General features: G+C 58.2%; 9 protein-coding genes and 1 CRISPR repeat array. Of the genes, 8 read left to right on the forward strand and 1 reads right to left on the reverse strand.

The genetic code is table 11. The annotated features are described in order from the left end of the window. The first annotated feature begins 33 nt into the window (after window positions 1–33). From cas1f to cas6f, 8 genes are all read left to right on the forward strand, one after another. Window positions 34–1,014, forward strand: a complete 981-nt coding sequence (gene cas1f, locus B9Z52_RS14010) for a type I-F CRISPR-associated endonuclease Cas1f (RefSeq protein WP_108414475.1) — start codon at window positions 34–36, stop codon at window positions 1,012–1,014. Next, complete coding sequence (gene cas3f / locus B9Z52_RS14015; RefSeq protein ID WP_108414476.1) at window positions 1,011–4,412, forward strand: type I-F CRISPR-associated helicase Cas3f; 3,402 nt, start codon at window positions 1,011–1,013, stop codon at window positions 4,410–4,412. Before cas1f ends, cas3f begins: the two co-directional genes overlap by 4 nt. A gap of 99 nt (window positions 4,413–4,511) precedes the next feature. Continuing rightward, entirely contained in the window at window positions 4,512–5,585 is a 1,074-nt protein-coding gene (locus B9Z52_RS14020) for an ImmA/IrrE family metallo-endopeptidase (RefSeq protein ID WP_108414477.1), read from the forward strand. Continuing rightward, a complete protein-coding gene (locus B9Z52_RS14025; protein WP_108414478.1) occupies window positions 5,566–6,051 on the forward strand; it encodes a PIN domain-containing protein in 486 nt (161 codons plus the stop codon). Before B9Z52_RS14020 ends, B9Z52_RS14025 begins: the two co-directional genes overlap by 20 nt. A gap of 64 nt (window positions 6,052–6,115) precedes the next feature. After that, entirely contained in the window at window positions 6,116–7,453 is a 1,338-nt protein-coding gene (gene csy1, locus B9Z52_RS14030; RefSeq protein ID WP_108414479.1) for a type I-F CRISPR-associated protein Csy1, read from the forward strand. Further along, on the forward strand, window positions 7,450–8,508 hold the full coding sequence (gene csy2, locus B9Z52_RS14035; protein ID WP_108414480.1) for a type I-F CRISPR-associated protein Csy2: 1,059 nt from the start codon (window positions 7,450–7,452) through the stop codon (window positions 8,506–8,508). The genes csy1 and csy2 overlap by 4 nt, the downstream gene beginning before the upstream one ends. A gap of 31 nt (window positions 8,509–8,539) precedes the next feature. Beyond that, window positions 8,540–9,610: a type I-F CRISPR-associated protein Csy3 gene (csy3, locus tag B9Z52_RS14040; RefSeq protein WP_108414481.1), complete on the forward strand. Its 1,071-nt coding sequence runs from the start codon at window positions 8,540–8,542 to the stop codon at window positions 9,608–9,610. 5 nt (window positions 9,611–9,615) lie between these two features. Then, window positions 9,616–10,221, forward strand: coding sequence for a type I-F CRISPR-associated endoribonuclease Cas6/Csy4 (gene cas6f / locus B9Z52_RS14045; RefSeq protein ID WP_108414482.1), 606 nt, complete (start codon window positions 9,616–9,618; stop codon window positions 10,219–10,221). 129 nt (window positions 10,222–10,350) lie between these two features. Next, window positions 10,351–13,020: direct repeats of the CRISPR family, unit length 28 nt; unit sequence GTTCACTGCCGCATAGGCAGCTCAGAAA. A gap of 29 nt (window positions 13,021–13,049) precedes the next feature. Here the strand turns inward: cas6f and B9Z52_RS14050 are convergent. Continuing rightward, window positions 13,050–14,228: an acyl-CoA dehydrogenase family protein gene (locus B9Z52_RS14050; protein ID WP_108414483.1), complete on the reverse strand. Its 1,179-nt coding sequence runs from the start codon at window positions 14,226–14,228 to the stop codon at window positions 13,050–13,052. Window positions 14,229–14,309: the final 81 nt, after the last annotated feature.

The following is a 14,309-nucleotide window of genomic DNA, read 5'->3' on the forward strand; positions in this document are numbered from 1 at the left end:
TATTTGATAATAAGTATTTCATAAATAATTTATATGAAGCCATCGATAGCGTCTGGCGATCTCAAATCAATCCTGATATCCAAGCGCGCGAACTTGTACTACTTGGAATACTGCCGCGTCTTGTGCAATGGCGGTCGAGTGGAGTTTGTGACCGACGAGGGCAAGCGCTCGTTGTACTGGAACATTCCCATTGCGAATACGACCACAGTGCTGTTGGGCAACGGCACATCGGTCACGCAAGCGGCCATGCGCGAATTGGCCAAGGCGGGCGTGCTGGTCGGGTTTTGCGGAGGCGGGGGTACGCCGCTGTTCAGTGCCAATGAAATGGATGTCGAAGTCGCTTGGTTCTCACCGCAAAGCGAATACCGACCCACCGAATATTTGCAACACTGGGTGCGCTTTTGGTTTGACGATGCGTTGCGGTTGCAAGCTGCCAAAACGCTGCAAACCATTCGCCTGGCGCGCATCCGTCAGCACTGGGGTAGCGCCCGACCGTTGCGCGAGGCAGGTTTTCTGGTTGATCCTGCCGTTTTGGGTGCGGCATTGGACGCCGCGCAGCACAGTGTTGACGCCGCCGCTGACACCAACCACCTCTTGGCTGCTGAAGCGCACTTGACCAAGCAGCTTTACAAGATGGCTGTGAATGCGATGGGTTACGGCGAATTCACACGCTCCAAACGCGGCGGCGGCACCGACCCAGCCAACCGATTTTTGGACCACGGCAATTACCTGGCGTATGGATTGGCCGCCAGCGCGACCTGGGTTTTGGGCTTGCCCCACGGCTTGGCCGTGCTGCATGGCAAAACACGCCGAGGTGGTTTGGTGTTTGATGTAGCGGACTTGGTAAAAGACGCGCACATCCTGCCACAGGCCTTTGTGTCTGCCATGCGTGGCGATGACGAAGCAGCCTTTCGCCGCGCCTGCATCGAGCAGCTCACGCAGACTGAGGCGCTGGATTTCATGATCGACCAGCTCAAAGACATTGCGGTCACCATCGGCAGGCTTGCACCATGAATATTTTGTTGGTGAGTCAATGCACCAAGCGGGCATTGACAGAAACGCGCCGCATTCTGGACCAGTTTGCCGAGCGGCGAGGCGACCGCACTTGGCAAACGCCCATCACCCAGCAGGGCTTGGACACCTTGCGCATGTTGCTCCGCAAAACAGCTCGAAAAAACACCGCCGTGGCTTGCCACTGGATACGCGGCCAAAACCACAGCGAGTTGCTCTGGGTCGTCGGTGATGCCAAACAGTTCAACGCCAACGGGGCCACACCCACCAACATGACCGAACGGAACATCTTGCGACAAGACGACGAACACGACTGGCACACCGCCCACGACATCCGCTTGTTGGCGGCCATGGCGGCGCTGTTTCATGACTTTGGCAAGGCCAATGACACGTTTCAGGCCAAGCTCAGAGGCCAAGGCAAATTGGCCGACCCTTATCGGCACGAATGGGTGTCATTGCGCTTGTTTCAGGCATTTGTAGGCAAAGACCCAGATGCTGTGTGGTTGCAACGATTGGTCGATGGCGGAAATGCTGTCAATCAGCAATGGTTCGTCAATCTCTTTTCTGATGGTGTCAGTCCTGGCTCTCATGCACCGCTTGAAGGTTTGTCGCCATTGGCGCAAGCGATTGGTTGGCTCGTCGTGAGCCACCATCGCTTGCCGACACCTGACTTGAAGCCCAAAGATCTGGTGGGCTTTAAGTTAAAGCGACTTGAAAAAATTGATCTCAGCTTGGAAGCCAGTTGGTGCGGTAGTCGAATCCAAGTCAGTGAAGACGACGATCCGAAAGCCCATCAAAAAGCCTTGATGGGCTGCTGGACCTTTACCGCCCAATTGCCGCATCACAGCGAAAAGTGGCGCAAACGCGCTGCGACCTTGGCCCTGCGCATGCTGGAGCGATCCAGTCTGATGAACAAAGACAATAAATGGTTCAAAGACAACCCGCATGCCATGCACATGGCTCGTCTCACACTCATCCTGGCGGATCACCATTTCTCCAGCATCGAAGGTGACCGCAAGCTGGGTGATGCCACTTACAAGGCCTACGCCAACACCGACCGCAAGAAAGAGGGCAGTCCCTTGAAGCAGCGCCTAGACGAACACTTGATTGGTGTTGAAAAGGGTGCGCACAGCATCGCACTCAGCCTGCCCCAACTCGATGCCAGCTTGCCCCGCATTCACAACCACCGCGCTTTCAAGCAACGCAGTGGCAGTGCCAGATTCGCGTGGCAAGACAAAGCCTTCGACTTGGCCACTGCCTTGCAAGTCAGTAGCGAAAAGCAGGGTTTCTTCGGCGTCAACATGGCCTCGACGGGTTGCGGCAAAACACTGGCCAATGCCCGCATCATGTACGCCTTGGCGCACCCGCAAAAAGGTGCACGCTTCACGGTGGCTTTGGGCTTGCGCACCCTCACCTTGCAAACTGGCGATGCTCTGCGTGTGCGCATGGGCTTGGGCTCAGACGAATTGGCTGTGATGGTGGGTGGTGGCGCCGTGCGCGCACTGCATGAGCACAACAAAAAGCAAAGCGCGGCAGCCAATGCAACAGAAAACACCCTGGAAAGTGCAGGCAGCGAATCAGCGCATGACTTGGTGCCCAGCAACACCCAGGTGCAATATGACAACACGCTCCATCCCGGCCCCTTGAGCGAATACCTGGGTGGCAGCGATCCTCAAAAACAAGCCGCGCAACAACTTCTGCACGCCCCCGTGTTGGTCTGCACGGTTGACCACCTCATGCCCGCGTGCGAAGCCACACGCGGCGGGCACCACATCGTGCCCATGCTGCGCTTGCTCACTTCTGATTTGGTGCTGGACGAGCCCGATGACTTTGGCATCGAAGACCTGTATGCGCTCACGCGCCTGGTGCATTGGGCGGGTTTGATGGGCAGTCGTGTGTTGCTGTCCTCTGCAACGTTGCCACCTGCCTTGATTCAAGGCTTGTTTGCCGCCTATCTGGCGGGTCGGCAAAGTTTTCAAAAAAACCGGGGCCAACCGGGGCTGGCCGTTTCGGTGTGCTGCGCGTGGTTTGATGAAAACGGTGCCGCCCACAGTGAACATGCCGACGAAAACAGCTACTTGCAAAGCCACAGTGCCTTTGTGCATAAGCGCGTTGCACACCTGGCGGCACAACACCGCACCGATCAACGCCGACAAGCGCACATCGTGCCGGTGAACATCCAGGCCACCAGCACGCTACAGATTCGCCGGGAATACGCCCAAGTGATTTTGAAAGCCGCTTTGGATTTGCACCGCCACCCGCAAAACCACACGGTTGATCAAACCTCCCCAGGACAGCCCAGCGGCCAACGCGTGAGCTTTGGCTTGGTCCGCATGGCCAACATCGACCCGCTGATTGACGTGGCCATGGCTTTGCACGACATGCCCATGCCCGAGGGTGTGCGCATCCATTTGTGCGTGTACCACTCGCGCCACCCACTTTTGGTTCGCTCGGGCTTGGAGCACACCATCGACCAAGTGCTACAACGCCATGGTCAAGACAAAGACCCAATGGCCCAATTGCGCAAGTCCGCCATACGCGCAGCCATTGACGCCCACCCAGAAGCCGATCACCTGTTTGTGGCGCTGGCCACCGCCGTGGCCGAAGTCGGGCGCGACCACGACTATGACTGGGCCGTGGTCGAGCCCTCGTCCATGCGCAGCATCATCCAGCTGGCTGGCCGCGTGCGCCGCCACCGCAGTGGTGCTGTGCAAGTGCCCAATATCGCTCTGTTGTCGCACAACCTCAAGGCCTTGGAAAACCCGGGCGGTGCCGCCTTCACACGGCCTGGCTTTGAAACTGCAGGCCATCCGTTGGCGGCTCACGCGCTCAACGACCTGCTGCGCGACCCAGAATGGCAACAGCTGGACGCCACATCCCGAATCACCCAACACAGCCCCCTGCAAGCCGACCAGCGCTTGACCGATCTGGAACACGCCCGCCTGGGCGGTGTGATGGAAACGCTCGCCCCCGAAGACCAGCCAGACGACGAGGTGGATGAAGAGTTGACCGTGCGCCGCTGGTGGCAAACCTTGAGCCATTTGACCGGGGTGGAGCAACGCAGCAAACCCTTCAGGCACGACCCGCAAGGCCATGTGGAATTTGTTTTGCTGCCTACCGAAGACGAAGACGGCTTTGAGTTTTGCACGCTGGATGACGAACAGCGCAAACAAAACTACGACAACTTGTTTGCGCCTTTGGCCCTTCCCGAGAACCCGGCCATCAGCGCTTGGGCGGTGCGTCCTTACATGACCGAATTGACCGAGTTGGCAGAAACCAAAGCCCAGGGCGTCGATCCATTGGCAAGGCGGTTTGGGGCTTTGGGCTTGCCTAAGGGCGAGGGTACCCAAGTCTGGGCATGGCACCCCATGCTGGGATTTCGTCGAAGAGCGCAAGAGTGAGCTGCCAAAAAGGTCTTGTGGGTTTACAAAATATAAAAAATCTCCATAGAATGTAAACCCTGCTGAGCCAAGCCCCAGTTCACCCCAAGAAAGCCCGACATGCTCCACACCCGACTTCAACAGGCCCGCAAAGCCACCGGACTGTCTTTGCGCGAAGTGGCTGAGCGCGTAGGCGTATCGCACGCTGCCATCAAAAAATACGAAGACGGTGAAACCACCCCACCCAGCGACATGTTGCTCAAGTTGTCGCAGGCCCTGAATGTTCGCGTGGCCTACTTCTTTCGGCCCCAAACCGTGGTGCTCGACGGGCTGGAATACCGCAAACACAGCGCCTTGCCCAAAAAACGCCTGAACGCCATCACCCATGCCGTGATCGACCAGATCGAGCGGCGCATGGAATTGGAAGCGCTCTTTCCGCAGCCTCCCCAAGCCTTTGCCATCCCGCTTGACTTGCCCACGGTCACCGACATGGCGCACATCGAAGCGGTTGCCGAGCAAGTGCGCAACGCGTGGCAGCTGGGCATGAACCCCATTCCTGACCTGATCGGCACCCTGGAAAACCAGGGCATTCGCGTCTTCATTACTGAAGACGATGGTGACAAACACTTTGACGGACTGGCGGCGCATGCCGGTGGTGTGCCTGTTGTGGTGGTGGGGCGGCATTGGCCCGGTGACCGTCAGCGCTTCACGCTCGCGCACGAGCTGGCGCACTTGCTGCTATCTGAGCGAATCGGTGCGTCACTGGATGCCGAGCTGGTGTGCAACCGCTTTGCCGGTGCATTTCTGTTTCCCCGGTGCGCTGTTTTGCAAGAGCTGGGCACGCACCGTAACGCCATTGAGCTGCAAGAGCTGGCGCTGCTCAAGGCCGAATATGGTCTGTCCATGGGCGGCATTCTTTACCGGGCACGCGATCTGGGCATTGTCAGCGCCGCTTACCGCCAAACGCAGGCCGACCTCTTCAAAGCCAAAGGCTGGCACTTGACAGAACCAGGCCCTGCTTACCCCGCCGAGAAAGCCCATCACTTTGAGCAACTGGTGTTTCATGCGCTCGCGGAAGACTACATCGGCGAATCCAAAGCGGCCGAGTTGCTCAACATGCCGCTCACCCAGTTCCACCGCATCCGTCAAATGGACGCCACTGTGGAGCAAGCCCATGCTGGCGTTCATCAGTGACGCCAACATCCTGATCGATGTGGAAGTGGGCGGCCTGCTGGCCCCCATGTTCAGCCTGGGTTACCAATTTGCGGTGCCCGATGTGCTCTATTACGAAGAACTGGCCGAGCACCATGCCCATTGGCGTGACATGGGCTTGATTGTGAAAAGCCTGCCAGCCGAAGGCGTGGCCCGCGTGCAGGCCCTGAGCCAAAAATACAAGCGCCCCAGCCGCAACGACTTGTTTGCATTGGCCTTGGCAGAACAAGAGCAATGCCCTTTGCTCACGGGCGATGCGGCTTTGCGCAGTGCGGCCGAAACAGAACGGGTGGAAGTCAAAGGCACGATCTGGCTGGTGACCGAGATGGTGCGCAAGCAATGCATCACCGCCACCGTGGCCCGCGTTGCCTACAAGGCCATGCAAGAACAAGGCAGGCGACTACCTTGGGATGTCGCGGAAAACTTGCTGAAAACCATGGAGGGTTGATCCAACAAATCAAATTTCAGTTTCAAGAGTCAGTCAACCAAATCAATTCAAAAAGGGAGCTTTCATGGTGACTCAAATTCCGGACCCCCAAGAAGTCGCAGCATTGCGCGGCTTGGTGGATGGGTTCATTCAAGAGCGGTTGCAGCTCAAGCTGGACAAGCTCAAAGGCGATGACGACGAGGTGCAGGCGCAGCGATTGAGCTTGCAGCAAGCGCATGTGCGTGAAACCTGGTTGGCTGATGCGGCCAAGCGGGTAGATTGGATTCAGGCTGCCAGTCACTTACTAAAGGGAATTCATCCTTCTGCGCGTGGCACCAATCTGTATGTGGATGCCTTCATCTGTTCCGATCCGTATTTGGTGGGAACGCATTCATTAGGGAAACAGCGCAACGACGATGTAACGGGCAATGCCGCTGCACTGGATGTATTCCGATTGCTAAAACGCCCGCACAAGGGGCAGAGCTTGCTTTCGCTGCTGACTCAGTATGACGGCGCTGCGTTGCAAGCTTTGAGCGACGATGCAGAACAAGCCAGCCAATGGGCGCAGGCGTTTGTCGGCATTCTGGCGGGTAAGGGTGGCCCCGCCAGCAATACCCTGGCCAAGCAGTTGTACTTTCCGCTGACCGATGACAGTTACCAACTGTTGGCCCCGCTGTTTCCCACCGCATTGGTTCATGGCGTGCACACCCATTTGCAAGAAGCGCGTTTTTCGGATGCGGCCAAAGCGGCCCGAACAGCGCGTCGCGCCAAGGAGCCGCACGCCCACGGCTATTGCGACTACCCCGGAATGGCGGTACGTAAACTGGGTGGAAGCAATCCACAAGGCGTCAGCCAGCTCAACAGCGAACGCGGTGGGGCCAACTACCTGCTCGCCAGCGTGCCTCCGGTCTGGAAAGACCAAGGCACGCAGCCGCCGCTGCGGGTGACTTCGGTGTTTGACAAGCGAGCCGTCATTGGGCGTGACCGAACGGTGTACTTGATTGCCAAGGCGCTCAGGCCATTTTTGGAAAGCGTGGCCGATGTGGATAACAACGTGCACATCCGCGATAAGCGAGCCGAGTTGGTGCAAGCCATCATCGACCGCGTGCTTGACATCGCCACCGAGCTGCAATGCCTGAACGGAGGTTGGAGCGCCGACCCCGCTTGCAAGCTGTCTTGGTCGCAAAAGCAATGGCTTGATGGCGATGCGCTGGAAGCCGCGCAAGCAGCCCATGAAACGCAAGCTGAAGCCATAGGCGCTGCTGACAGCGCATTGGCGGCACCCGAGGCCACCGAATGGCGCGACAAAGTGGCCGAGGACTTTGCACGCTGGCTCAATGCCACCATCAGCACCGACAAAATCCGCATGGGTGATGCCGAATTTGTCGAATGGAAACACACGTTTTTGGAGGTGCTGCCATGAAGCCCGAACGCTTTGAAGCGGTCTTGTTGTTGCCGCGCTTGCGTGTGCAAAACGCCAACGCCATCAGCAGCCCATTGACCTGGGGCTTTCCGCCGCCCAGCGCCTTTACCGGTTTTGCGCATGCACTGCAACGCCGCTTGAACAGCCAAGGTCTGGATTTGCGTTTTGGCAGCGTGGGCATTGCCTGCCACCAGTTCGAGCCGCAAACTTTTCAGCCACCGGGGCGATACACGCAAGTGTTCAACCTGACGCGCAACCCTTTGGACAAAGACGGCAACACACAAGCCATCGTCGAAGAAGGGCGCACGCACATGGAGGTGAGCTTGCTCATCACCGTGTCGGGTGATGACTGCCCATTGAATGACGAGCAATGCAAGGCACTGGCAGCCAAGGTTTTGCACCAGGCCGAAGGCATGCGCTTGGCGGGCGGCAGCATCTTGCACAACCCGCAGCGTGGCAAGCACCCAGCGCAGTGGATCGACTGGCCCACCAACCGTGAAGGGCAAACCAGTGCCTTTGCGCAACTGCGCCGTCACTTGGCCCCTGGCTTTGTGTTGGTCAGCCGCGCCCAGTTGCTGGCTGATCATGTGAACGCCATGCAAAAAGTGCGTGCCGAATCCACAGCTTTGGATGCCTTGCTTGACTTGTGCGCTTTGCATCACACGCCACCCACGCTCATCACCGCCGATGCAGAAAACGCTAAAGGCGAGGGTGGTGACGCTGCCGATGTAGAGGACGTCAATGCCCCAGCCGTTGTCTCTAAAGATTGGACCGTGTCGCGCCGCAAGCCAGGCTGGCTGGTGCCGTTGCCCGTGGGCTATGCCGCCATCTCGCCGCTGTATGCGCCGGGCGATGTCAAAAACGCCCGCGACAACGACACGCCGTTTCGTTTTGTCGAAAGCGTGCTGTCGTTGGGCGAATGGGTGGGTCCGCACCGCATCAAAAACCTGAATGACCTGCTCTGGCGACACCACGCCCAGCCCGAGGCAGGTTTGTATGTCACGCACAACGGCACCGCTGTGACCAGCCCAACGCCGACTTCAACCCCTGTTTAAACGAAACACTCACATTCAAGGAATTTTCATCATGGCTACCAAAAACACCGCTGACCTCAAAACCGCATCCGTTCTGGCTTTCGAGCGCAAGCTCGACCCGTCTGACGCCGTTTTTTCTTCGGGCCTGTGGGCCGACCGCAGCAACGCCAAAGTTTGGCCGGCAGTGCTTGTGCGCGAAAAGTCTGTGCGCGGCACGATCTCCAACCGCCTCAAAACCAAAGACATGGACCCGGCCAAACTCGACGCAGAGATTGAAAAACCCAACTTGCAAACCGTCGACGTTGCCACCCTTCCGCCCGAAGCCGACACCTTGCAAGCGCGCTTTACTGTGCGCGTGTTGGGCGGCGCTGGTGTGCCATCGGCCTGCAACAGTGCGGCCTACCAGCAAAAACTCAAAACCGTGGTGGACAGCTACGCCAGCACCGCAGGCTTTGCCACGCTGGCCCAACGCTACGCCAGCAATTTGGCCAATGGCCGTTTCTTGTGGCGCAACCGCGTAGGCGCAGAAATGGTCGAAGTGCAAGTGCGCCATCTGCAAGACGGTCAAGCCGTCAACACCTGGACATTCAACGCGCTTGACTTTTCGATGCGCAACTTTGACGCCCCAGCGGCCAGCACCAGCGACGTGGCCGCATTGGCCAAGGTGATTGAGCAAGGCTTGTCGGGCCAGCAATATGCGTTGCTTGAAGTGACTGCCTTTGCCCGCGTGGGCGCAGGGCAAGAGGTGTTCCCTTCGCAAGAATTGATCTTGGACAAAGGCTCCAGCACCGCTGGGCAGAAAAGCAAGACCCTCTATGTGGTGGGCAAAACCGCCAAGCAAGAAGGTGCTGCCGCCATCCACTCGCAAAAACTCGGCAATGCCATTCGCACGGTGGACACTTGGTATCCCGACGAAGGCGGCTTGGGTCCTATTGCCGTTGAGCCCTATGGCTCGGTCACTTCGCAAGGCAAGGCCTATCGCCAGCCCAAAGAAAAGCAAGACTTTTACACCTTGCTCGATGGCTGGGTCATCAAAGACCAAGTGCCTGCCGTGGAGCAGCAGCACTACGTCATGGCCAACCTGATTCGCGGTGGCGTGTTTGGTGAATCCGGAAAGGACTGAGCGCCATGGACCATTACGTCGATATTCAGCTCCAGCCCGATGCTGAATTTGCACCCGCCATGCTCATGGCGGCGCTGTTCACCAAGCTGCACAAACCGCTGGCGGCAGGCGCACGCACCAACATTGGGGTGAGCTTTCCGCAAATGGACGTGGGTGATGCCGCACCCGTGCGTGCATCACGCACCGGTGCGCACCCACGCTATGCCCTGGGTCAGGTGCTGCGCCTGCACGGCACAAGTCAGGCGCTGCACGCACTGCTGACCACGGATTGGCTCACCGGCATGCGCGACCATGTGGCGTGTGGCGCTGTGTTGGCCGTGCCCACCGATGCCCTGCATCGCGTGGTCAGTCGTGTGCAAGCCAAAAGCAGCCCCGAGCGCTTGCGTCGCCGCCAAATGCGCCGCCATGGCCTGACGGAAGAGCAAGCCCAAGAGCGCATCCCTGACAGCGCATCCGAAATGCTGAACCTGCCATTTTTGACCCTGCGCAGCCAAAGCACGGGTCAAACTTTTCGGCTGTTCATTCGTTTGGGATCGGAACAGGCCGCAGCCGTGCCAGGCGAGTTTGGTGCGTATGGTTTGAGCCCGCAGACCACAGTGCTTTGGTTTTGACCCTTTTTTTCGGCCCCGCTGCAAGTCTATATAAATCAAGGACTTACAGTGGGATCGAAAATTTGGGTGCTGAGCCCCTTTTTGTTCAAATCTTCAGGTCTGACAATGGGTTGGGGATAATTGAGTGCTGTTCACTGCCGCATAGGCAGCTCAGAAATCGTTGGCCGCTGCGTTCAGCTTGGCCAGCACGTTCACTGCCGCATAGGCAGCTCAGAAAAACAAAAACGCTGGCCATACTGATAAGCACGCGTTCACTGCCGCATAGGCAGCTCAGAAAGAGCTTTACGCGATCTGGCACAAGGGCCACAAGTTCACTGCCGCATAGGCAGCTCAGAAATGCTCGATGTCGAAGTCAAACGTAGCTGCGGCGTTCACTGCCGCATAGGCAGCTCAGAAAAGGGGTAGCCTGCCGCCGGGTTGACCGGGTCAGTTCACTGCCGCATAGGCAGCTCAGAAAAACTCAGCATTTTTGAACCCGAACAATTCAAGGTTCACTGCCGCATAGGCAGCTCAGAAAAATACGCACACGCCACCCTGCCCAACTGGACCGTTCACTGCCGCATAGGCAGCTCAGAAATGAGCATCGCCGTACACCTGAGCATTACCGGAGTTCACTGCCGCATAGGCAGCTCAGAAATTGCCCCACGCCCAAATCCTGCAAGCGTGCTAGTTCACTGCCGCATAGGCAGCTCAGAAAAGGTTGTTGCGGTAGCCGCAATACCCGATTGCGTTCACTGCCGCATAGGCAGCTCAGAAAAAAGCCTTGTATTCACTGCCGCCATCGCTGGCGTTCACTGCCGCATAGGCAGCTCAGAAAGTTGATCTTGCGAGCGCGAAGAACAAGCGTAAGTTCACTGCCGCATAGGCAGCTCAGAAATGGCCAAGATTGCGCGCTACCGCGACATTGTGGTTCACTGCCGCATAGGCAGCTCAGAAAAGCATCGCTCCGTGTGCAGCGCTCGGGCGCTAGTTCACTGCCGCATAGGCAGCTCAGAAAAGGGAGAAAGGGCAAAGAATCGAAGCCGCTACGTTCACTGCCGCATAGGCAGCTCAGAAAAACATGGTGTCCAGGTCGGCAATGCCCAGCTTGTTCACTGCCGCATAGGCAGCTCAGAAAATCAAGGAGAACCCCAATGCGCCCATTTGATCGTTCACTGCCGCATAGGCAGCTCAGAAAAACTGAATGCGTGACTTGCCGTTGTACGTGTCGTTCACTGCCGCATAGGCAGCTCAGAAAATGTACCAACGTGCAGTGGACAAGCTGAAGCCGTTCACTGCCGCATAGGCAGCTCAGAAAAATGCTCAGAGACTGCAGCTGCTGGGCAATCAGTTCACTGCCGCATAGGCAGCTCAGAAATCACCAGCCCCGGTCGTCAGCAAGTCATTGACGTTCACTGCCGCATAGGCAGCTCAGAAAAGCACTTTGCCGTCCTCCACGTATTTGTAATAGTTCACTGCCGCATAGGCAGCTCAGAAAATTAAGATGGGCAAGGCACAGGGGCCAGAAACGTTCACTGCCGCATAGGCAGCTCAGAAAGTCGTTTTGGTCTATGCTCCCTTGAAAATGTCGTTCACTGCCGCATAGGCAGCTCAGAAAAAACAGACAAGACAAGGGCAAAGCCTGCACAGGTTCACTGCCGCATAGGCAGCTCAGAAAAGACTGGAAAGCTCAGGGAGTCCCAAAAATCCGTTCACTGCCGCATAGGCAGCTCAGAAAAAGCCCAGGCGGTCTTTCGTCGGGATCGTGTGGTTCACTGCCGCATAGGCAGCTCAGAAATTGGATAAGGCGGCCCTGTGTCGTCGCATCCTTGTTCACTGCCGCATAGGCAGCTCAGAAAATTCGGCGGCGTACAGATTTATCCATCTTGACGTTCACTGCCGCATAGGCAGCTCAGAAACGCAATCACCCCTGAGCACTTGCTTGCACTTGCGTTCACTGCCGCATAGGCAGCTCAGAAAAAGAAGACCTACAGCGCCGACCACATCACCACGTTCACTGCCGCATAGGCAGCTCAGAAAAGCTCGGCCTCACGTTTTTTTAACCAAGCCTTGTTCACTGCCGCATAGGCAGCTCAGAAAGTACCAGGCAGCCAGATGGGCGCCAAGTCCCGGTTCACTGCCGCATAGGCAGCTCAGAAAACGGCCCAAAGGCCGATCAGTGCCAGCACGCCGTTCACTGCCGCATAGGCAGCTCAGAAACAGTGGATGCCAGAGCTGCGCGCACTCACCAAGTTCACTGCCGCATAGGCAGCTCAGAAAGCCAAGCCACATTCAATGCCACCGCCACCGGCGTTCACTGCCGCATAGGCAGCTCAGAAACACGGGTCAGGCCACAGGCGCGGCGGTCGTTCGTTCACTGCCGCATAGGCAGCTCAGAAATTCATCGACCACGGCCACATCAGCGCCACGGCGTTCACTGCCGCATAGGCAGCTCAGAAAAGGGAAACACCACGGCCGTGATCAGCAAACTGGTTCACTGCCGCATAGGCAGCTCAGAAATCGTCTGCGCCCTCGTCTGCATCCTCTGCAATGTTCACTGCCGCATAGGCAGCTCAGAAACAGTGCTACAAGCACAAACCCCAATCAGACAAGTTCACTGCCGCATAGGCAGCTCAGAAATTGGGAGATTGCTTTGGGTCGTCTTGCATGATGTTCACTGCCGCATAGGCAGCTCAGAAATTGGTCAGCTGGCCCAGGCCTGCGCCTTCTTCGTTCACTGCCGCATAGGCAGCTCAGAAAAAACAGGTCGGCCAGTTTGCTGGCGGCATCGCGTTCACTGCCGCATAGGCAGTTCAGAAATCAGTAGCGTTTTTGTACGTCAAGTGCGCTCACGCCTGCGCCGCCTGCTGCGCCTTGTAAACCAGCTTGCGCGCCATGCTCCAGCGGTGGACTTCGCTGGGGCCGTCGTAGACCCTGAAGGCGCGCATGTCCATGAAGATGCGCATCACGGGCGTTTCGGCCGTCATGCCTTGGCCGCCCAGAATTTGCACACACCGGTCCACCACGCGCCATTCGGCTTCCGAGCAGGCCACTTTGGCGCGGCTCGATTCGTAGCCGCCTTTTTGGCCTTGGTCCAGCAGCCAGGCGGTGTGCCAGATGTGCAGGCGCGCGGTGTGCAGGTCGATGTCGTTATCGGCCAGCATGAAGCCCACGCCTTCGTGTTCGGCCAGCGGTTTGCCAAAGGCATGGCGGCGGCTGGCGTAGTCCAGGGCGATGTCGTGTGCGCGGCGGGCCTGGCCCAGCCAGCGCATGCAGTGCGTCAGGCGCGCCGGTGCCAGCCGCACCTGTGCATAGCGAAAGCCTTGGCCCACTTCGCCCAGCACGTCGGTGGCCGGTACGCGTAAGTTGTCAAAACGCAGCACGCCGTGGCCGCCGGTGAAGCAGTTGTCCATCGCGTCCATGCTGCGTTCCAGCCGAATGCCGGGCTTGTCCATGTCGGTCAAAAACATGGTGGCCGTGCCATCTTCCATGCGCGCCATGACGATGGCGTAATGGGCCCCTTCGGCACCTGTGATGAACCATTTGACGCCGTTGATCAGGTAGTCGTCGCCATCGCGCACGGCGGTGGTCTTGAGCATCGACGGATCGGCGCCCGCACCAGGGTCTGGCTCGGTCATGGCAAAGCACGAGCGGGTCAGGCCCGCCACTTGGGGGCGCAGCCAGCGTTCTTTTTGGGCCGGGGTGGCCACTTCTTCCATGAGGTGGATGTTGCCTTCGTCGGGCGCATGGATGTTGAGCGCGGTGGGCCCCAGGTTGGAGTAACCGGCTTCTTCAAACACCACCGCTTTGGCGATGTGGCTCAGGCCCAGACCGCCCATGTCGACCGAGGCATGGGGAGTGAGTAAGCCCGCAGCGCGTGCGCGGCCAATCAACTCTTGGCGCAAGTCCTCTGACGGGCCGTGCGCGCCATGGCGCGGGTCGCCTTCTAAGGGGATCACTTGTTCGGCAATGAATTGGCGGGTGCGCTCACGCAGTGCCGCAATTTCTGGAGGGATGTCAAAGTTCATGCCCTGATTGGAATGGCTGCGAATGTTCTGCGCTGTCCGCCGCGTGACTGGCTGTCATCTGTGCGCCAGACGCGCTGGTGC

This window comes from Limnohabitans sp. Jir72 (assembly GCF_003063575.1).
Taxonomy (GTDB): domain Bacteria; phylum Pseudomonadota; class Gammaproteobacteria; order Burkholderiales; family Burkholderiaceae_C; genus Limnohabitans_A.